Origin of the sequence: Rhodococcus sp. IEGM 1307, assembly GCF_030056915.1 — a bacterium.
GTDB classification, from domain to species: Bacteria; Actinomycetota; Actinomycetes; order Mycobacteriales; family Mycobacteriaceae; genus Rhodococcus_F; species Rhodococcus_F opacus_D.
In genome coordinates this window covers 1-18,352 of the sequence record NZ_JASHKW010000046.1, presented here as the reverse complement: position 1 = coordinate 18,352, position 18,352 = coordinate 1, and the positions used below count along the sequence as shown (strand labels likewise).

15 protein-coding genes and 1 pseudogene are annotated in these 18,352 nt (G+C 62.7%); 8 read left to right on the top strand and 8 right to left on the bottom strand.

Annotated elements, in window-relative coordinates:
* Positions 1–394: 394 nt before the first annotated feature.
* Positions 395–751: an ATP-dependent DNA ligase gene (locus QM841_RS42410; RefSeq protein WP_502943339.1), complete on the top strand. Its 357-nt coding sequence runs from the start codon at positions 395–397 to the stop codon at positions 749–751.
* Between the two features lie 156 nt (positions 752–907).
* The gene (locus QM841_RS42405; RefSeq protein ID WP_283336707.1) at positions 908–1,300 is read left to right on the top strand and encodes a barstar family protein; all 393 of its coding nucleotides are present in this window, start codon (positions 908–910) and stop codon (positions 1,298–1,300) included.
* Positions 1,301–1,305: 5 nt separating this feature from the next.
* Here QM841_RS42405 and QM841_RS42400 read toward each other — a convergent pair whose 3' ends face one another.
* The 5 genes from QM841_RS42400 to QM841_RS43720 all read right to left on the bottom strand — a co-directional run bounded on the left by QM841_RS42400 (position 1,306) and on the right by QM841_RS43720 (position 7,271).
* Positions 1,306–1,674: a hypothetical protein gene (locus QM841_RS42400; RefSeq protein ID WP_283336706.1), complete on the bottom strand. Its 369-nt coding sequence runs from the start codon at positions 1,672–1,674 to the stop codon at positions 1,306–1,308.
* 8 nt (positions 1,675–1,682) lie between these two features.
* Complete coding sequence (locus QM841_RS42395; RefSeq protein ID WP_283336705.1) at positions 1,683–2,069, bottom strand: coiled-coil domain-containing protein; 387 nt, start codon at positions 2,067–2,069, stop codon at positions 1,683–1,685.
* A gap of 14 nt (positions 2,070–2,083) precedes the next feature.
* A complete protein-coding gene (locus tag QM841_RS42390; protein WP_283336704.1) occupies positions 2,084–4,195 on the bottom strand; it encodes a site-specific integrase in 2,112 nt (703 codons plus the stop codon).
* Positions 4,192–5,241 carry a hypothetical protein gene (locus QM841_RS42385; RefSeq protein ID WP_283336703.1) on the bottom strand — a complete coding sequence of 350 codons (1,050 nt, stop codon included), beginning with the start codon at positions 5,239–5,241 and terminating at the stop codon, positions 4,192–4,194. The genes QM841_RS42390 and QM841_RS42385 overlap by 4 nt, the downstream gene beginning before the upstream one ends.
* Positions 5,242–5,969: 728 nt before the next feature.
* On the bottom strand, positions 5,970–7,271 hold the full coding sequence (locus QM841_RS43720) for a site-specific integrase (protein ID WP_502943338.1): 1,302 nt from the start codon (positions 7,269–7,271) through the stop codon (positions 5,970–5,972).
* Between the two features lie 303 nt (positions 7,272–7,574).
* Here QM841_RS43720 and QM841_RS42370 point away from each other — a divergent pair, with 303 nt between their 5' ends.
* The 4 genes and pseudogenes from QM841_RS42370 to QM841_RS42355 all read left to right on the top strand — a co-directional run.
* Positions 7,575–8,258, top strand: coding sequence for an ATP dependent DNA ligase (locus QM841_RS42370; protein WP_283336709.1), 684 nt, complete (start codon positions 7,575–7,577; stop codon positions 8,256–8,258).
* A gap of 439 nt (positions 8,259–8,697) precedes the next feature.
* The gene (locus QM841_RS42365) at positions 8,698–9,855 is read left to right on the top strand and encodes a tyrosine-type recombinase/integrase (protein ID WP_283336701.1); all 1,158 of its coding nucleotides are present in this window, start codon (positions 8,698–8,700) and stop codon (positions 9,853–9,855) included.
* Entirely contained in the window at positions 9,852–12,296 is a 2,445-nt protein-coding gene (locus QM841_RS42360) for a tyrosine-type recombinase/integrase (protein WP_283336700.1), read from the top strand. Before QM841_RS42365 ends, QM841_RS42360 begins: the two co-directional genes overlap by 4 nt.
* Positions 12,293–12,562: pseudogene (locus QM841_RS42355) on the top strand (DUF6262 family protein); the annotation flags it as partial. The gene QM841_RS42360 and the pseudogene QM841_RS42355, both read left to right, overlap by 4 nt.
* Here the strand turns inward: QM841_RS42355 and QM841_RS42350 are convergent.
* The gene (locus QM841_RS42350) at positions 12,509–13,873 is read right to left on the bottom strand and encodes a hypothetical protein (RefSeq protein WP_283336708.1); all 1,365 of its coding nucleotides are present in this window, start codon (positions 13,871–13,873) and stop codon (positions 12,509–12,511) included. The pseudogene QM841_RS42355 and the gene QM841_RS42350 sit on opposite strands and share 54 nt — an antisense overlap.
* Positions 13,874–13,879: 6 nt before the next feature.
* Here QM841_RS42350 and QM841_RS42345 point away from each other — a divergent pair, with 6 nt between their 5' ends.
* The gene (locus QM841_RS42345) at positions 13,880–14,974 is read left to right on the top strand and encodes a pentapeptide repeat-containing protein (protein WP_283336698.1); all 1,095 of its coding nucleotides are present in this window, start codon (positions 13,880–13,882) and stop codon (positions 14,972–14,974) included.
* A 211-nt stretch (positions 14,975–15,185) separates the two neighbouring features.
* Positions 15,186–15,989: a hypothetical protein gene (locus QM841_RS42340; RefSeq protein ID WP_283336697.1), complete on the top strand. Its 804-nt coding sequence runs from the start codon at positions 15,186–15,188 to the stop codon at positions 15,987–15,989.
* 241 nt (positions 15,990–16,230) lie between these two features.
* Here QM841_RS42340 and QM841_RS42335 read toward each other — a convergent pair whose 3' ends face one another.
* Entirely contained in the window at positions 16,231–17,139 is a 909-nt protein-coding gene (locus QM841_RS42335; protein ID WP_283336696.1) for a hypothetical protein, read from the bottom strand.
* A gap of 792 nt (positions 17,140–17,931) precedes the next feature.
* Positions 17,932–18,352 (bottom strand): hypothetical protein (locus QM841_RS42330; protein WP_283336695.1); only part of this gene is annotated, 421 nt, incomplete at its 5' end.

Below are 18,352 nucleotides of genomic sequence, written 5' to 3'. Positions count from 1 at the left end.
TCGATTGGGTAGCTGTACCGATCCGCCTCCGGCGGGCGATACACAGCGCAGGAGGGGGTTGCTTCCATTCAACTGAGCCCGTTTCCGACCAAGGAGTTCGCCATGTTGGACCTGGGATTTTTCTCTGCTTTCCCTGAGTTCACCGACGCCTGGGTGGCAATAAGCATGTGGTGGGATTCGCTTCCATTCACCTAACCCCGGAGGTGATGGGCGGTGATTCCGATCCCCCCGTACGGGTCGGGAACGAGCTGGATGGTGTGGACACCTTGGCTGGTGCCCATAGTTCTCTGGTGGAACTCCTGGCACTGACCCTGTACCTATCGCGCGCCGCCGGCGACGCGCTTCCTGAGCCTTCTACCTGCGTAGCTCCCAGGTCACGGGCACAATCGGGGCTATGCGGCTGATTGCGCCCATGCTGGCCACGGCCGGCACGCTTCCGGACGACACGGCGGAACGGCCATGGAGTTTCGAGATGAAGTACGACGGGTGCCGGATGCTGGCCTCGGTGGGCGGCGGCCGCGAGCCGGTGCTGTGGACCCGCAACATGAACGTGGTGACACCCTCATATCCCGAGATCGCCGAGGCATTGACAGCGGCGTTTGGCGGCCGCGGCCGCATCGTTCTCGACGGCGAACTGGTAGCTCTCGATCAGGGCAAGCCATCCTTCGGGCTGCTCCAGCGGCGCTTCACTGCCCGACAACGGTGTCGAAACTCGCAGCCCCACTCTAGCCGTCAAGTTGCTCTCGTCTGAGGTTTCTTTGTGTGCTGAAAGGCGCCGGCCGGTAGGCGGGGAGGCTGGTCGCGCCCCACCACTCGGGCTGCTAGACGACAACGCTGCCGGGATGTCGACAGGATGCCGTTTACTAAGTTGGACCACCAGTCGTGATCCCCAATTGATGGAGCTGGGATGTCGAAGACAGATGCCGTGTACGTCATAGATGGCCGCCTCGTTCATTCACTTGCGGACTTCTACACGATCGTGGGTGAAGCAGTATCGGGGCCCGGGGGGTACTTTGGTCGCAGTCTAGATGCGTTCTCCGACTGCTTAATCGGTGGATACGGCACACCCGCGGATGGAAGATTCCGCTTCGTTTGGCAATACAGCGGTGAGTCACGCTCCGCACTCGGGTACGCAGAAACTGTGCGCCAGCTGGAGGACCAGTTCGAACACTGCCATCCCGATCACAAGTCGAAGATGCACGAACAACTGGAACGTGCGATTGCGGCGGAGGGTCCGACGGTCTTCGACTGGCTCGTTGACATATTCCAAGTCCGCGAGGTCGAACTCGAACTTCAGTAGGGCACCTAACTCAGTGAACCAGGCTCTGACGGAGGAGATCTGTTCGAGAACTTGATCATCTTCTCCAGATAGTCGGGGTCGTTGTGACCGATGAGTTTGCCGCCAAGACTGTCGGCGAAGCAGCGGATCGCGTCCGCACGGTTCGCGGTGTTCTGTTCCCGCAGCTTCGGTTCGGACAGGTACCGCAGCAGGGTGCGCGTGACCAGACCGAGTGCGCGGAATGCCCGGTACGGGCGGTACTTGCGGGAATGACTGCCGAGGCGCGCCGAAAGCCCTGCTCTGCTTGGAATCTCTGAGCTGCATCGTCTCCAGTAGCCCATTCGGTGACGAATCCCGAAAAGGAACGAAACGCTTTCTGCATAGTCATGCGGCAAAGTCGGACTCATTTCATCTGTTGGGAGGTAGGACGACGAGATTGTCGACGTGTGCTTGGTGGGTGAGTTCGGTGATGACTGCACAAAGCGGCCTTGATTTGGTCCAGGCGTTCGGTCTCGCGGGTTTCGAGCTCGCGGATCCGGTCGCGTGCGTCATCTAGCTGCCGACGCATTGCCTCGATATCGGGCGTGAGGGGCCCAGTGCCCGCGCGCGTTTTGAAGGTGCTGACGAGGTCGGGGTGGTGCTCGTAGAGGCGTTGGCGCGACAGTCTGGCCTCGATTGCGAGGTTCGAGACGGTGAGCTTGCCGTTGCTGCGCTGGGGTGTGCCGGCAAGTAGCTTCTGCGTGGCGTCGTGGATGCGCTTGCGCTCGTCCGTGGAGTTGATGCTGGACATGTGGTTCTCCGTGGTCAGGGACGGGTGGCGTGATGGTTGTCGACGGCCCGTTGGTGCTCGCTGAGTCGTTCACTGAGCCGCTGATGCAGCGGTTTGGGTAGGGCCGCCATGTCGAGGTCCATGCGTAGCTGGTCGACGTGTCGACGGAGTGAGCTGACATCGCGGTCTGTATAGGCGATGTTTCCGCAGTTCAGTCGGCATTTAGACCAGGCAGGCCCCGCTGCGGGGTCGGTGTCCTTGTTTCGGCAGGCGGCGGTTTCCGGTCGCCAGACGCAGGTGAGCAGGGACCCGTGGTGAACCTGAAGGTCGGAATTGGCGAGGGTGATCCGGGCTTGCGCGGGTGTGCTGATCGTCAGCCCGTTGAACTGGGCGCCGGCGGTGACTCGGTGCCGGTAGAGGTCGGCGGCGGGTCCGGAGACATGCTCTCGACGGTCGAGCTGTTGTAGGTCGTCGTGGAGCTGTTCGGTGCGCAGTAGGAACTCCTCGAAGCTGATTTCGTCGAGGAAGCCGGAGTCGGCTTTACCGGCATAGCCGTGGGTGATCTGGGTGTAGAGGTGACCGTACTGGGTCGCTCCCGCGATCGTCCCTCCCGGGCGTCGGACGATATGCCAGGCAAGGGTGCGCCGCAGCCGGCGGCCGGTGATGCTTCCATGCTCGTCGGCACCGATCGCCGCGTGACCGATGGCCGGGGCGATGGCGGCGTTGAACCAGCCGATGAACTGCTTGATGTCGGTGTTGATGGAGCGAGCCTTCCGGCACTGCGACGGTTGCAGCCACAGCGGCGAGCCGAAGACTCCACCCGGAAACAGCACCGAACTCGGGGCAAGGTCTTCCAGGACCGAAATCGCCTTAGCTCCTTGTTCATTGATCACCCACGGGATTGTTGCTGGTGACCGTTCCGCACGGTCAGGTGAGGCTTTGAGCTGGCGACCGGAGAGGAAGTGCAATCCGAGTGTGGCGTCATGGCTGACACATCCTCGTTGCAGATTGAGGACTTCGCCCACCCGGATGCCCGACAGGTAGGCAATGACGATGTAGCACGCGGCCGTCACATGCCGGATCAGGTTCGGCAGTTCCGCTGCCTCGACGGGTTGGTCGCGCCAGGGGCGGCCATCGACCGTACTGACGTTCGGGACGCGGAGCAGATCGGCCTGAATCGGCAGGTCCGATCGGGCGAGGATGGCGATTCCGCTGCTTCGGCGCAGTGCGTCGTACTCGACGACACCGGCCAGTGCCAGTGCATGGAGGTCGACCACGGTGCCCTCACCGTCGTCGCAACCTGGCAGCGGATACTTCTGTGCTTCGAGGGCTGACAGGAGCCGCTCGAGGTGATCTCTGGCCACTCGGCCGCGTGGAGGTGCTCCGCGCCGGTGGTCCATGAGGGGAGCTCCGAGCCGGAGGGCCAGGACGCGCAGAGCGACCAGTTGTGTCGTGGCCGGACGAATATCGGTGGCGATCGTGTCGATGACCAGGAGCGCGGCCGACAGCAAGGGATGCATGACGTCGGGGTGGATGCGAGGTGTTCGGCATTCGCGGTGCCGGGCGCTTCCGCGTTGACCGATCAGGTCGTAGGCGTTCGAGCCGCCCCACAGGGTGCGGATCGGTAGTCGGCAAGAGTCGGGGACGGTCTCCTTGTAGATGTGCAGGCGTTGCACGGCCACCAGCATTCTGTTCCGTAGCTGGGCGGTGGCGGGTTGCTTGATCACGTGACCGAGGTAGTGGTCGAGATGGGCCGTGGTGACCTCGGGGAAGCCGCGGAGGCCCCGGTTGGCGAGGTAGCGGACAAACTGGCGGAGACCGGTCAGGTCGGCCACGATCGTCTTGATCGACGGAATGGACGCCGCTGCCGACGCAAGCCGCGGTGCGTGGTCAACGATGTTGATGAGGGCGAAGACATACAGTTTGCAGGCGTGCCGGAACGGCTTCGGAAAGCGCTCCCAGTGGATCGAGGTTCTGGAGGAGTGGCGATCGGGCACAGCCGCGTACAGGTCCCATACGGGATCGCTGAATTGCGGCAGGGTGCTCACATCGGGAGTGTGGAAGACCGGCCGCCGTTGGAGGACCGGGGTGTTCGGGGTCACCCACATATCGGCGATGCGGTCTCCGACGAGTTCGGGTGTGCTCATACGGGGTCGAGGTCTCCTCTGAGTAGGCGGGACGCCAGGTGGCGGTGCTGGTCGCCGATTTCGTTGCGGGCTTGGGCGAGCTGGCCGGGCTCGAACTCGGCGATGATCTGCTCGAGCTGGGCGACCCGACCCGCGGATTCGGTTGCCCACTGCTGGACCGGCACCTGGGCCTGCCGGACACGTAGAGCATCGAGTACTGCCAACTGATACGGCAGGTGGCGTGGAAACGCGCGTGAGTTGGCACAATCGAGGCAGGTCAGGAAGGTTTGGCGGCAGGTCGAGCCATGGTCGAAGGGTGAGTGATCGAAATCGGTGCAGTTGCCGATGACGGTGTCGTGATCCGCGGTTTCGTCGGTCGCGGTGGCGACGACGGTCATCCTGCGGCGGGCCAGTGCGCCGGCCACCTGTTCGTCGAGGGCTTCGCGCACGATCTGGAATCCTTCCTCGGTCACCGCATCCATCTTGCGGAGGTAGCGGGCGAATGTCGTCTGGGTATGGGCGACAGGACGACGGTGCCTGTGCAAGTAGGTTTTTCGCAGCCGGTCCAAACTGATGCCGGTGACTACCGCGTCACGCTCATGCTCCCCGGTCAGAATCTCGCGCAACCACGCTCGGCGTTGTGCTGGAGAGCTATTCGGTGGAGTGTCGGTCAGGCTGTTCGTTGTCAGTAGCTGTCCGTTATAGAACGCGAACGCGTTGCGGCTGCCGCTCAGCTGGCGGGCGAGTTCGGTGAGGTCGAGAAGCTCCATGAATACACCGAAGGGCGTCGTCAGCGAGGTTTCGCGTACCTGCGGTGAACGTCGGTCCGACTCGGAGGGTTGCAATTCGGTCGGCACGTCTGTCAACGGGATGGTCATCGCGGCCCACCGCCCTCTGCGGTGCTTGACCGCGTCGACCAGGGCAATGGCCTTCTCGGTTGGGGCGCTTGCCATCGCATGCGGTGCGGGGAGCGCGAAGACTGTCGACGGATTCAGTCCCGTCAACGCCACCAGCAGGGCACCGAAGAGCCATGCCTCCCCGGTGGACAGGTGTAGTAACGATTTCACTGCGCGGTCCACACCTTTGCCGGCACGTATGGTGGGCCCGCCCAGTGTGCCGCCCGGAGACCGCGGGATGTCCCCGGTGCGCAGATAGAAGTCAAGGACTTCGCCCAAGCATCGCTGCTGGTCCCTCGGCCCCCTCTCATCGAGCTTCCCGGCTCGATAGTCCTCCACGAGCTGCCGGTGCCGGAGTATCCGAGTGCGGGCCCGGCGGACCGTGGAACGTAATGCAATGCCGATCCATCGCCACTCTTCCTCGGTGTATGGCTGCCGTGCGAGGGGAACACTCGTGGATCGGAAACGAGCCATCTCGCGTTGCACGTCGTCACTAACGGTGGCGCAGTGCAGGAACAGCGCCCGTACGTGGCCCATCATGACGGCACCGGTGGTAGGCGACCGAAGAGCATTGAGCAGCATCCGAGCATCGGCGACGCTGAGCTCGGCGAGGCAGCTCATGGTGGGGCGATTGTCGGCGAACCACCGCGCGCACTTTCGGACGATCGTAAACAGACCGTTTGCCGACCCGACCCGGCGCCAGGTTCCGAGCGGTCCGGTGGCCTCACCGAAGGCGTCGGCAAGTTCCTCTCGAATTTGTGGCAACCCCGGAAGCGCCGAGAAGTCGAATGTCCGGCACTGTCGGCCGTCGTCGCTGCGGAACTCCACGATCAGACCGCGCCGGCCAGGAGGGGGGGTCCAGGTGGCCGACGGCTGCGCGGCCGCGCGGCCCCGCGAGGTCATATGATCGTCCCGGTCAGGACCTGCGGGTTCGTCAGAGCGACGGTATTCACCATCCGTTCGAGCGCGAGTCGGTCATCGGCGTCCATCAGACCGATCAGCTGCTCGACCTCGAGTGCCTTGAACGGCTCGAGGTAAACCTCTCGAGTGACCACAGCACTGCTGTGTCCGAGCAAGGTGGCCATGAGATACCAGACATCGCCGAGCTGGTTACGAAAATCGCGCTGCTCCTGCTTTGTGAGCAAATCGGTGCGGTGCCAGGCTACGTACGTGGCGATGCAGTACCAGCGCAGCGCGAATGAATGCCGCAGCATGTGCGGCCGGCACCACAACGTCGATCGCCCACTCAAGCGGCGCTCGACTCGTGTGTTGGCTCGGTCGAACGTCTTGTACCAAGCCTTCTTTGGTCGGGCTGTGCCATCGTGGTTCAGCCACAACCACACCGGCTCCAATCCGTGTTCGCCTTCCCGGTACAACCGCATCCGAAGCTCGGGCGTCATCGCGTCGAGATGGATATCCCGCGTGAGGCCGTGGTCGTCGAGGACGCGCACCACACCGTCAGGCCGATTGTTCAGCAACAACCAGCGTCCCTCGACATGGTCGTACCGACCAGCCGCCTGCGCCCGGCGAATGGCGGTGGGCCGCCCTCCGTCGTCGACGTACAAGCGCACGTCCTGCGCTACCCGCCGACGCATCCAGAACCTTCTTCCCACCGACCCCTTCGCGCACGCGGCGGACAATTGACCGCGGAACAATCCCTCCTGATGTGACGCCGGCAGTTCGATCGTGAGTTGGCTGGACCATTCACCCATCCGAAGTCCCGTCCCGAACAGTCCTTCAGCGAACGCGACATCGCGGTCTTCGGTTCGACCGGACCAAGACTCCGCAGGGAGGCCCTCGGCGGTGAATCCCCGCAAACCGATGTTGCGCCACAAGCGGAATGCTTCCGGCGTCAGCCACTTCACGTCCGTGCGCCGGATCGCCGAAGGGGTCCCCTCGAGCACCTCCCGTGCGACGCCACCGTCGACGGCGCGACTGGTCACCCGCATGCGCACCGGGTTCGGAACCGAACTCACACGCGATGCCCATTCGTAGAATCGGCGGATCGCGGCCCGGTCGATGTGGAAAGAACCCGGTGAGATCACGTCGGGATTGTCCTCGGCTGACAGGCGCCACTGCTTGAACATCGACAACTCATCACGACCGGCTCGGTCCCAGGTTGAGCCCACCGCGTGTAGGAAATCCAGCCATACCTTCAACGAGTACGCATACCGGCGCACCGTCTCGCTTTTCAACCCCATCGCCCCCGGCTTCGGTGCCCGCCAGTATGCGTTGACCACCGGATCCGCCCGGAACCATGGATCGATGAAAAACGGCGTCCCCTCGAGAGCACCATTTCTCCTGGCCCGACCCAACACGTCGCCTACTCCAGGCACGAGATGTTCAACGTCCGCCCACCGCCGACGGAAGTCATAGAAATGCATCGTCCACCTCTGCTGCGGCAACACTCCCACGTTCAAGTTCGCTCCTACCTTCCATCGGTGACCGTCGACCCATGATCGGCGACAAGCTCGACAGATGTCGGATGGGAGAGTGAACGCCGACTGGGGGTCACCCATGCGACGAAGCCGTTGCAGCGGCGAATCCCTGTGACATTTTTACCCTTTGACGTCCTCGCGCTCGAAGGAGCCGATCTCACGAAAGCGTCATATCTGGAGCGGCGGGCGGAGCTGGCCGAGCTGGATTCGGTCATCCAGGACGTCGGTGGCCTGCCCATCACCGTCCCGCCGTACTGGGAAAATCAGAGCAGCAAAATCATGCTGAATGCCGCGAAAAGTGCTGGCATGGAGGGGATTTTAGCCAAAAGGTCGACTTCGATCTACCTTCCGGGCCAGCGTAGCCGATCGTGGGTCAAGCATGCAATCCGTACTCGCAGTTCAGTTTTGGTGATCGGCTTTGTCGGCTCGAGTCGATCTGTCGCGGCGCTGATCCTCGGAGCCTATGACGCCGAGAATCGACTGGTCCAGGTGGGTTCCGTTTCTTCCGGACTCACGGTGCCGATGCGTCGACAGCTCCGGGAGGACTTCCGGCCGCTGGAACGCCCTAGCAGCCCTCTCACGGACCCGTCAGCGGCCGCGGAGACCTTCCCTGGGGTTCAGTGGCTGAATCCTCGACTGGTCGTGGACGTCGCGTACAGGGCCCACACGGCGGGTGGGCTCCGGCACCCCTCGCTGAAGGGCCGGCGCTTCGACGTCGATTTTCAATCGGTTCGGGTGGAGGATCTGTAGCCCGGCCAGAGGAAAGCCGCCGACACCTTCCCCGGCGTCAGCGGCCTCCTCATCCCCTACGCCCGGGAACGCTACGCAATGTAGGTCTTACCCGGCTCGGGGGTGACAGTGACGCCATATCGCCTCTCGGCAAGTGGTCGCTCGCAGCGACTTTTCTGGTGTGGTACCCGGGGTATGAGCGCCACCGTCAGCTCTCTTCAACAGCGGCGGAGCGGGTGATATTCCGACGCGCCGGCCAACTCTCACCGGGGCGACCGGTCAGAAATTGATGACGCCATAAGCAAGGGTTCCCTCCGGGTCGGGACGGTGTTGCTGACTGTTGCTGTAGGTGACCCATTCCTTCGGTGGGCAACGGGTTCTCACCCCGTGTCGGTCAGGTGGCTGTCGTGTTCCGACAGTCATGATCGATGCAGGAGGTAGAGAGTTGCGATCATTTCCCGTGAAGCTTCCGTCAGGTATCCGGTACTGGACAGTGATCGACGACAATCTGCGGACGGTGCCGGTCGCAGATGCGTATCTGCGATACGTGCGGTTCGGACGCGACGATGCCGAGTCGACGACCAAGAGCTACGCCGGAGCGGTGGCGCTCTACTTGACGTGGTGCGGACTGGCACACCTGGACTGGCGAACAGCCGCCGACCGACTGGGAACATTCATCTTGTGGCTGCGGCACACTCCCTCTGAATGCGGCAGGCCGGGCGCGTCGGTGGTGTTGGCCGGTCCGGGGGCCGATGCGGCGCGTGGACCGCGTCGGATCAACGCCGTGCTGGCCGCGGTGCGGGGGTTCTTGACTTTCGCGGTCGACCAGGGCGAGGCCCCGCGGGATGCGCTGCGGCAGCTCTACGAACTGGCCGACAGCCGGAGCTTGCCGGCGGAGGCTCGCGGTGAGGACGGCGCGTGGCGGCTGCGGATGCGTGCCCGGCACCGGGTGCAGGTCGCCAAGAGCCGACCGGACCGGGCCAGCGATCAGGAGGCGGTGGCACTGCTGCGCGCCTGCCGTTCGGCACGCGACCGACTGCTGGTGCTGGTGCTGTGTCGGGCGGGGCTGCGGCGCAGCGAGGCGGTTGGGTTGCGGAGGGAGGACATCCACTTCCTGCCCGATTCGTCGGGGCTGGGCTGTGACTTCCCCGGTTCGCACCTGCACGTGGTCCGGCGTGACAATGTCAACGGGGCCTGGGCGAAGTCGCGGCATTCGCGGACGGTTCCTGTCGACCGGTTGGTTGTGCAGGCTCACGACCAGTATGTGCTCGAGCGCGCGGGCGTCCCGGACGCTGCCGGGAGTGACTTTGTGTTCGTCAACCTGTTCCGGCCGCCGGTCGGCGCTCCGATGAAACCGGGGGCGGTGAACGATCTGTTCGTCGCGCTGCGCGGCCGGGCGGGGGTCGACCGGCGGGTGCCGCCACATGCGCTCCGCCACGCGTTCGCCAGTAACGTGCTCGACGCGGGCGGGGCGCTGGACGAGGTTCAGGACCTCCTCGGTCACGCCTCTATCGGTTCGACGCAGGTCTATGCCCATCCCGCGCCCGAGCGGCTGCGGCAAGCGGTCGAGAGGGTGCCCTCGCCGCGTCTGCGGGCTGACGGTAAGGATGCGCAGTGACCGTCTCGGAAGCCGCACCGCACAGTCATGGGTTCACCGGCGATGACGATTCTCGCCTGAAAGCGTTGCTGGACAAGGAGTTCCTTGTCGGCGCAGGCTGGGACTGGGAGACGATGGTGCTGTCCCCGCCCGCGGACCATCCCACTCTCGGATCCGCCGTCTGCCGGGTGCCGGGCTGCGAGGGCCTGGTGGAACACATCAGCAAGGGCGTGTGCGGGGTCTGCGCCCTCCGAATGGCCCGCAGTGGCAGCAACGAGCTGCCCGATTTCTGCACGAAGACCTACACGGTCGGCGTCGGGCTCTGCGCCGTGGGCTGCGCGAGGCCCTGGGAGTCACGACGGCGGCCGTTGTGCGCTACCCACGGGCACCTGCAGGGCACCGTGCTCCAGATCCCCATCGATGAGTTCCTGGCTCGCCCAGACCTTCGGCCACTGCCCGGATTCGGGCCCTGCAGTGTGCTGGCCTGCACACGGCTGCGCAACAGCGGCACATCCCCGTTCTGCAAGGCCCATCACCGTCGATGGACTCTCGCGGCCGGGGCTGATGAGGGGCTGAGCCTGGACCGATGGTGCCGCACCGAATCGGCTGTCGTAGAAGCGGGCACGATCAGTTTGCGGGGCCTGGCCGAGCGGGTCGTCGCCGAGGTGCTCTACGGACTCCAGCAGCGCTGCGCCGAGAACATCAAGACACACCGGGCGGTACTGCGACCGTTGTGCGACGAACTGCGGCGAACTCAGGTCGGCTCAGTCACCGACCTCCCAGAGCAGACGCGCCGCCAACGTCGGTACCTGCAGCAGTCCCTGGTCGCGCACTGCCGGCGCGGCCTGTCCTCACCGGAGACCGAACAAGCCAAAGACATTTGGGATCTGCGGGTGTTCGGCCATCGGAGCAGCCTGGATTTCACCGTCATCGGGCTGCCGTGGTTGCGGACGGCCGCCAAGCGGTGGATGGCCGAGGACCTACCGAGGCGGCGGGGGAACAACGCCCCCAGTATCTGGCTATACACCCTGAACTCACTGGTCGAGCTGTCCACCAGCCTCCAGCTCCAGCGAGAAGACCACGGAGTCGACCTGCCGCTGCTGGGACGACCGGACATCGTCGCCTTCACCAACCGACTGGCCTTCCTCCAACAGTCCGGCACGCTCAGCCTCAACCGGCGGATTAACATCCTCCGGCATGTCCGGACCGTGCTGGCCTCGGCTCGATCGCAGGGCCTGACCCGCCCCGGCCAGCCACTGGCCGGACTGCCGGAGGACTTCTGCCTGGTTACGGAGGATATTCCGCGCAGGGACCGCAGCGAGGGGCCCGGCCGGGCGCTCCCGGCGGAGGTCATGCGGCAGCTCTGCGACGGGCTGCCCCTGATCGAGACGATGACCACCTGCCGCGAAGTTCGGGTGATCATCGAGTTGATGATGGACACCGGACGGCGTCCGGAGGAGACCTGCGAGCTGCCGTGGGACTGCCTAGAACGTGACAAGGACGGCAAATACGTGCTGGTCTACGACAACCTCAAGTGTCAACGGCGGCGGCGGGAACTGCCCATCGCCGACACCACCGCAGCCATGATCGTCGACCAGCAGCGGCGTGTCCGTGACCGCTTCCCCGAGGAGCCCTTGGCCGGTTTGAAGCTGCTGCCCGCAGCAAAGATGAACCCGTTGGGCAGCAAAGGATTCCGTCCACATTTGGTGACCGAGCGCCACCGGAAATGGGTGAAGGCCCTGCCGCCACTGCTGATCCGACACGGCGGCACCGAGATCGAGTTCGACAAAGCCAAGGTCTTCCCCTATGTCTACCGTCACACCTATGCCCAGCGGCATGCGGACGCCGGGGTCCCGGTCGACGTGCTCAGGGAGCTGCTCGATCACGAATCTATGGACACCACACGGATTTACTACCGGGTCGGTGTCCAGCGGCAACGTGAGGCGGTCGACAAGGTCACCCGCCATCAATTCAACCGCAACGGCAAGCATATCTGGCGGGAAGCTCAGGCCCTGCTCGACGCCGAGCATGCTCGCCGGGCCGTCGGCCAGGTCGCCGTCCCCTACGGCACCTGCCATGAGCCCACCAACGTCCAGGCAGGTGGCGGGGCCTGTCCGTTCAGGTTTCGTTGCGTGGGCTGTGACCATTTCCGCACCGACGTCTCCTATCTGCCCGATCTCACCGCCTACCTGCACGATCTACTCCGTAACCGCGAACGGGTCCTCGCCGCTGCCGAACTCGATGACTGGGCCAGGACCGAGGCGTTGCCGTCGCAGGAGGAGATCCGACGGGTCAAGGACCTGATCGACCGGGTCAAGCAGCACCTGGACGACCTCAGTGACGAGGAACGAGCCGATGTCGAACAGGCCACTACGGTGGTCCGCCGCGCCCGTCAACTCACCTCGCTGGGCGTGCCCCGCGTCCGGGCACCCCAACCAGACCTCCGCTTGGAGCGCGAATGACCAACCCCACCACAGGGATCACCTCAGCTCGTCGGGCACACAGCGCACGCTGCCGCCAGCGGGTGATCAAGGCCCTCAACACCGCCATCGAGTCCGGCGCCGAGATCAGCGTCTCCGCCATCGCCCGCAGGGCAGGAGTGAATCGCAGCCTGTTCTACCGGCATCCCGACCTGCGCGCGCTGGTCTTGGCCAAAGCCGCCGAGCCGCCCGCCTCACCGACCACAGGACCTGCGGTCAGTCGCGCCTCCTTGATCGCTGATCTCGCGGGCGCACACGACCACATCAATCGACTCGTGCGAGAGAACATGCAACTTCGCGACCGGCTCTCCGAGGTCCTCGGCTACCAGGCATGGCGTGAGTCCGGATTCGGCGGCCCCGACGACATCGAGGAACTTCACCGCCGCAACACCGCACTCGAGCAGCAAGTCGTGGAACTGCGCCGGCAGCTCGGCGAGAAGGACGATGATCTCGACGCCGCCCGCATGACCAACCGCGAACTGATGGCCTCGCTCAACCGCGCCGCCGTAGCATCGTCGCCTTGACCCGGCGCGTCGTCTTGAACCACGCATGTCGCCCACGCTAATGTCAGGGAAGGCAGCGTCTGACCTGCTCATACAGCGGCATTTCCGCTCACTCTCCGGCGCGGACCCCCAGGGAACAAGGGGGTTCGGTGTATGCAGCGGGTCAGGCTTGCCGATGAGGGGGTGGTCGGTAAGCGGTTCACCGAGAATGGCCAGACCGCCGCGGTGCAGGGTGAGTCCGGTGATCGATGCCACCAGGACAACAGTCTTGTCGTGGACCATGAGGACGATCGTTGATGCAGCGACGTGGTCGGCGCGGAACTTCCACACTCCGCGTCCGCGCTCCCACAGTTCTTGCGGCGTGAGATCCGAGGAGTAGCCGATGTGCGTTCGGCCGAGGGGGTCGCCGGTATCGGCGGGTGAGGATTCGTCGAGCCTGACCCGAACTGCGGTGATCCGCGGTGGGAGCTGCTTCGGGCGGAATCCCTGCAACTCGGACAACGACCCTCTCTCGCGGTCCCGAGGCAGGTGATTAAAGGCGGGATAGTGCCTACCTGCGAGGTTGACCGGCGGCAGTTCACCGGTCGCGGAGAAGCGCTGTTGCTCGCAGAATTGCACGCGCCGCTCAATGTCGTCTTGTAGGGGTGTGTCGACGATGTCGAAGCCGAGCTTCTTCAACGCCCATCCGAGCTCGGCAGTGTGCCGGCCGGGAAGATACCGGTCATGAAAGTGCCCGGCATCTTCCGGCACGGCCGAGTGCATCTCCTCCCGGCAGTCCTGCGGCAGCGCATCGAGGATGCGCAGCATGCACGCGCCGAGCAGGCTCGATGTCGGCTCGCTCAGCGTGGGACGATGCTCGACGGTCGCGATGGCGGCGTACACGCTGACCATGCGAACGAAATATGCCTCCACCAGTCGCATATGCCGCGGATTGACCGGGGGCGACCACGCTTTAGGACGTCGAGAACCTGACCGAGGTCGATCGACCGGGCCGAGTCCCCTATCCTCTAGGCGGTATTGAGAAGGGCTCTCGCCGCCCAACCAACCCGGAAGCATGGCCACGTGAAAGAGCACGGCAGCGAAGACGCCACACCTGGCAAGCCAGCAAGTAGATCTAACTGGAAAGCCATCGCGGCAGTTTCAGCCGCCATGGCCATCACCTACGGTGTGGCACCACTTATCTTCTGGGTTTGCGCTCACGACCCTAACTGGGCAGACTTCTGGAGAAGCGCGGCGACCCCCTACGGCACCATGACGGCGGGCTACGCAGCCATTACAGCCGCCGCAATCGCATTCCAAAACGGCCACCAACAACGCACGCTCGACAAAGGCATCGCCGACCGCGAACACACCGCCGAAATTGTTCGCGACCTGCGCGCCAGATTCAGTACCGCAACACGACAGCTCGGAGACGAAGTCGTCACCATACAACAAGCTGGTGCCTACGCACTCGCCTCCCTTGCCGACGACTGGATCGGACGCGACAACCACCAAGAAGCCCAAGTCTGCATCGACGTCCTCTGTACCTACCTACGCACCCACCATCTCACGACAGTCCAACAACAAGGACTCCCGCACGGCGAACAATATAATCACACCCAGCAGCCACCAGACCAACCGGTCCGCGACACAATCACACGAATCATTAACGACCACACCGGAATTATGGGGGCGTACGCAAGGAGCTGGAGTGAATTCGACTTTGATCTCACCGGTGCCCACCTCCACAACATCGACTTCGGGACCTCCTGGTTTAAAGGTGCCTACATTGTGTTTAACCAGGCGACATTTACAGGGACGGTCAACTTCCTCCTGACAAGATTCGACGCCGAGTACACGTCTTTCGAGAAGGCCGTGTTCGCTGGTAAAGTCAAGTTCGACGAGGCCGACTTCACCGGCGAGTACACCGAGTTCCGCAACGCGATCTTCGATGGCGAGAATGTGACCTTCAAAGAGACTAGATTCGATACCGTGATCAACCTCGAAAACGCCGATTTCAATATAGAAGTCTCTTTTCAGGAAGCGACGATAGGCCCCCACGGCACAATCAAGGTCGATTGGGCGGAAGATCCAGACTCCCAGCCGCAGACGGTGACACCGCGGCCCTGGCCACAGCACACCGCAACTGCCGCACCGAGCTCTCCCGAACCCGCGTAGCTCCCGCACAACCACCTTGGAACCCCGGCATGTCCGGTGACGTGACTTCTTGGGAACGATGGGCTGAGTCGATACGCCCTGCGCTCCCGGTATGCGCGGGCGAAGCAGCCCGACTGCGCGACGCGACCCCCGTCGCTGACCTGTAAATCTGGCAGCATCGGCCGACACGTCGCCTGAGCGAACCCATTGGAAGAAAGATGGCGGACGCAGAATGCCACCCCTTATAGCCAGCGACCCCATCATTGGGGCCAAGTTTTCCCGTGCCGCGAAACACGCGATCGAACTGAAAGACAGCATCGCGAAATGGGTAGACGAAGAAACCGAACTGGTGATAGATCAGTCCGGCGACCTCAAGACGGCCTCACTTCGACTTATCGTCTCATCGCCGCCTCGGCTCCCGGAGTGGTCTGTAATACTTGGAGACACAGTCCACAATCTTCGGTCAGCGCTTGATGTCTGGATGTACAAGTACATATGCAGCACGTACTCCGGCGAACTCCACACCGAGGACAAAGATGTTTATTTCCCCATTTTCAAAGCCGGGAAGGACTTCCGAAATTGGAAAGCCAAGACTGGAATCTACCTCTCAGACTCGATGACTTCAGCTCTCCTGGAAGCGCAGCCCTACAGGTTTGATATTCCTTTAGCCCAGAATGCCATGTGGCTGATCCACCAGTTTGATATCGCCGACAAGCACCGGGAACCATTAGTTATGAATCTCGCCGCACCGTCGGGATTGAGCCCATTCAAAATCAGGACCTACCATCCGGATTATACCGAGAATTCCATTCGCGCCCGCGTGGCAAGCGTCTCGATCACCGAAGGTGGACTTATGGTCGTTCTCGAAAGCGACTACCCGCTGCACAACGTTGAACTTAGTAGTGGTCTCAAACTGGTTCCCTATTTCGAGTTCGAAGGGGGAAACTATCAACTGATGCATACCCTGCGGGAATTCCTTCCTGGCGTCCAAAACATGATTCGGCGGGTCGAAACTGCTGGCACCTCATCCACCTAATCGGCCTCCACAAGCAGGCGCTCGCGGTCGTACTGCTTGCATCGTGAACCAGCCGCACTCGCTGCCTCATTCGAGCCCCACACGTTAGGCGGAGAACTCCGTGCCATTGCTGCGTCTGAGGTCGATCGATACGGTGATCGATCGTCGCCGCGTATCGCATGAAGGATTCGCTTCGGCAGCTGTTACCGACACTCACCTGGTGAAGGCAGGCGCCAACTGCGGTGCGGGCGGGCGCGATCATTCAGTCCCCAACATTGATCCAATCGGGTATGTGCAGCTGTTCTATGGTGACCCGATCCGACAACATCTTGACCATAGCTGACACGAACCACTCACAGAAACGCATTCGCGTAGTTAGGCTGTCATTTCTGATATTTTTAGACAAATTCTTGGCAACCGCATCTTCGTACCATTCAGCTGCTTCCATTCCGAACATAAAATTTGGCTTTATCCACGACTCGCGCAACGCCCTATGCGCCGTCTCGGCGGACTCGTACTCAATTGTCGCAAAAACCGTGTCATTATCAACACTAAGAATGGTATTTTCGGGTCCAGCTGCCACCGAAACCGGCCTCGGGGAACTAGGATGGAAATTTATGCAATTTTTCTCGTCGGGAAGTATGCGAAGTGCTAAATCGAAGGAGTGGCGATGTCGGTCGATGCGGGCCATATTGTGAATCCACAGAAGGCTGTCGCCATCAGCGCCATACTTGCCGTTGTATGGCTGTGCGCGTTCTATTTTCTCGACAGTTGATGCGGTCATTCCTCGAGTCGGGTTAGAATCGGAAGCAATCATCTGATCGAATTCGGCACGGGTAGCACGGATAGGGAAGGTTCGAGTTCGTGCACGCGATGGTGGATATGAGCCGGTTTCGAGCGCCGCAAGGGTGTAAAATGCTCCATCTAGCGCGGATCGCACCTGGTGGAGCCAATCGCTTAGGATGGTAGATCCGACAGGTGGTATCGGTTCTGATTGCCTGACGGACACGATGACCGAATTTTCATTCGCCGTGAAATCTACTGTTACTGCGGATTCGTTCTGACAGTACTCTTCCAAGGATTCACGATGCTCCACAGCACGTTGCAGACGCGCGATGAACCGTCCGAAACCTTCATTCAACTCTTGTTTCGAAATGTGGTCGTCGTCCATGGGCAATCCCCCTCAATAGAAACTTGAATGTTAGCAAGTCGGAGGACGCTTCCGATGACACCCGACAGGTTCGACTATTCCTGCGTCTACCCATTTCTAGGGCGAGCAGTAGCTGACGGCCACAGCATCGCCCCGTCAGCTGCAACCGAGTCCGATCGAAGAGGGAAAACAGGCTGAGCGCCGTTCTGCGGCCACCAGGGTCCGTTTTGGCCTACGCTCTACCGGAACACCCGAGGACGACGCTCCACAGCGAACCTGTGGCTGGTGAATCGGTCGCGACCCGTTCGGTATAGGTGTCCGCTCCAAAATTCCGGTATGACGCGCTGGATAGCGAACGGCGTGAGATGTCGGTCCATCCGGCGATACTGCGAAACCGGCACCGATTCCCGACGCCAAAAGACCTGAAGGTCGGCTTCGCGCGGTGCTCGACCGCGAAACCGGACGTCGCCGGCCAAACATCCTGGCTCGGCGTAGCAGACCCCGCTCCAGCTCCTGCCACGACAGCGAACCGAAACCGCCGTAGCCACCATCGGCGCTATGTTACGGAGCATCGGACCGTGCGGACTCCAATGACGTTGCGCACCATTGCCTCACGGTGACCATCGGGAAGGGGACCGAGGACCCGGACTCAGATCCGTGGCATGCACAGCCATCAGGTCGTGAGCATGGGTATATCGGCAGTATCGCGTGGTCGAACAGCAGCTCCGGCTGCAGCAAGACCACCACTGCGCCTACAGTATATATTATGTAGCACTAGCGCGGCGCGAGAAGCCCTCTCGGGTGTGTCCTCTCTCATGGATCGTCCCTGTCGAGAATGTCGAGAATGTCGAGTTGGACTCGGTTGCGGTGGCTGATTTCCCACCGGCCGGCTTCGAGGTCGTGAAGGAGGTCGCGGCATTGCTCATCGGTGCTCACGTCCGTGCTTTGCCCGATCACGTTGATCGGGCCGCGGATTCCGTTCCGCCAGTCGATGACCGTGTAGACGAAGTCCCCTGTGGTGGCGAAGTCGCGTTGGCGGGTGCAGAGGACGAAGTGCTCCGAGAGTGCGCGGACGGTGTAGGGGCGGCGGGGTTCGATGCCGAAGCGGATCCGGGCGCCGGGGTCGAGTGGGATCGGGGTGGTGGGTGAGCCCTTGGCGTTCATCAGTGTCACCGCGCGCCCCCGGCTGCGAACCTGCCTTCGGAGAGTGTTCCCCGCTGATTGTCGGCGAGCG

Coding starts and splice junctions, on each gene's coding strand:
- QM841_RS42340 (WP_283336697.1), top strand. CDS start 15,186: ATGCCACCCCTTATAGCCAGCGACCCCATCATTGGGGCCAAGTTTTCC.
- QM841_RS42405 (WP_283336707.1), top strand. CDS start 908: ATGTCGAAGACAGATGCCGTGTACGTCATAGATGGCCGCCTCGTTCAT.
- QM841_RS42335 (WP_283336696.1), bottom strand. CDS start 17,139: ATGGACGACGACCACATTTCGAAACAAGAGTTGAATGAAGGTTTCGGA.
- QM841_RS42350 (WP_283336708.1), bottom strand. CDS start 13,873: ATGCTTCCGGGTTGGTTGGGCGGCGAGAGCCCTTCTCAATACCGCCTA.
- QM841_RS42390 (WP_283336704.1), bottom strand. CDS start 4,195: ATGAGCACACCCGAACTCGTCGGAGACCGCATCGCCGATATGTGGGTG.
- QM841_RS43720 (WP_502943338.1), bottom strand. CDS start 7,271: ATGGGGTTGAAAAGCGAGACGGTGCGCCGGTATGCGTACTCGTTGAAG.
- QM841_RS42410 (WP_502943339.1), top strand. CDS start 395: ATGCGGCTGATTGCGCCCATGCTGGCCACGGCCGGCACGCTTCCGGAC.
- QM841_RS42395 (WP_283336705.1), bottom strand. CDS start 2,069: ATGTCCAGCATCAACTCCACGGACGAGCGCAAGCGCATCCACGACGCC.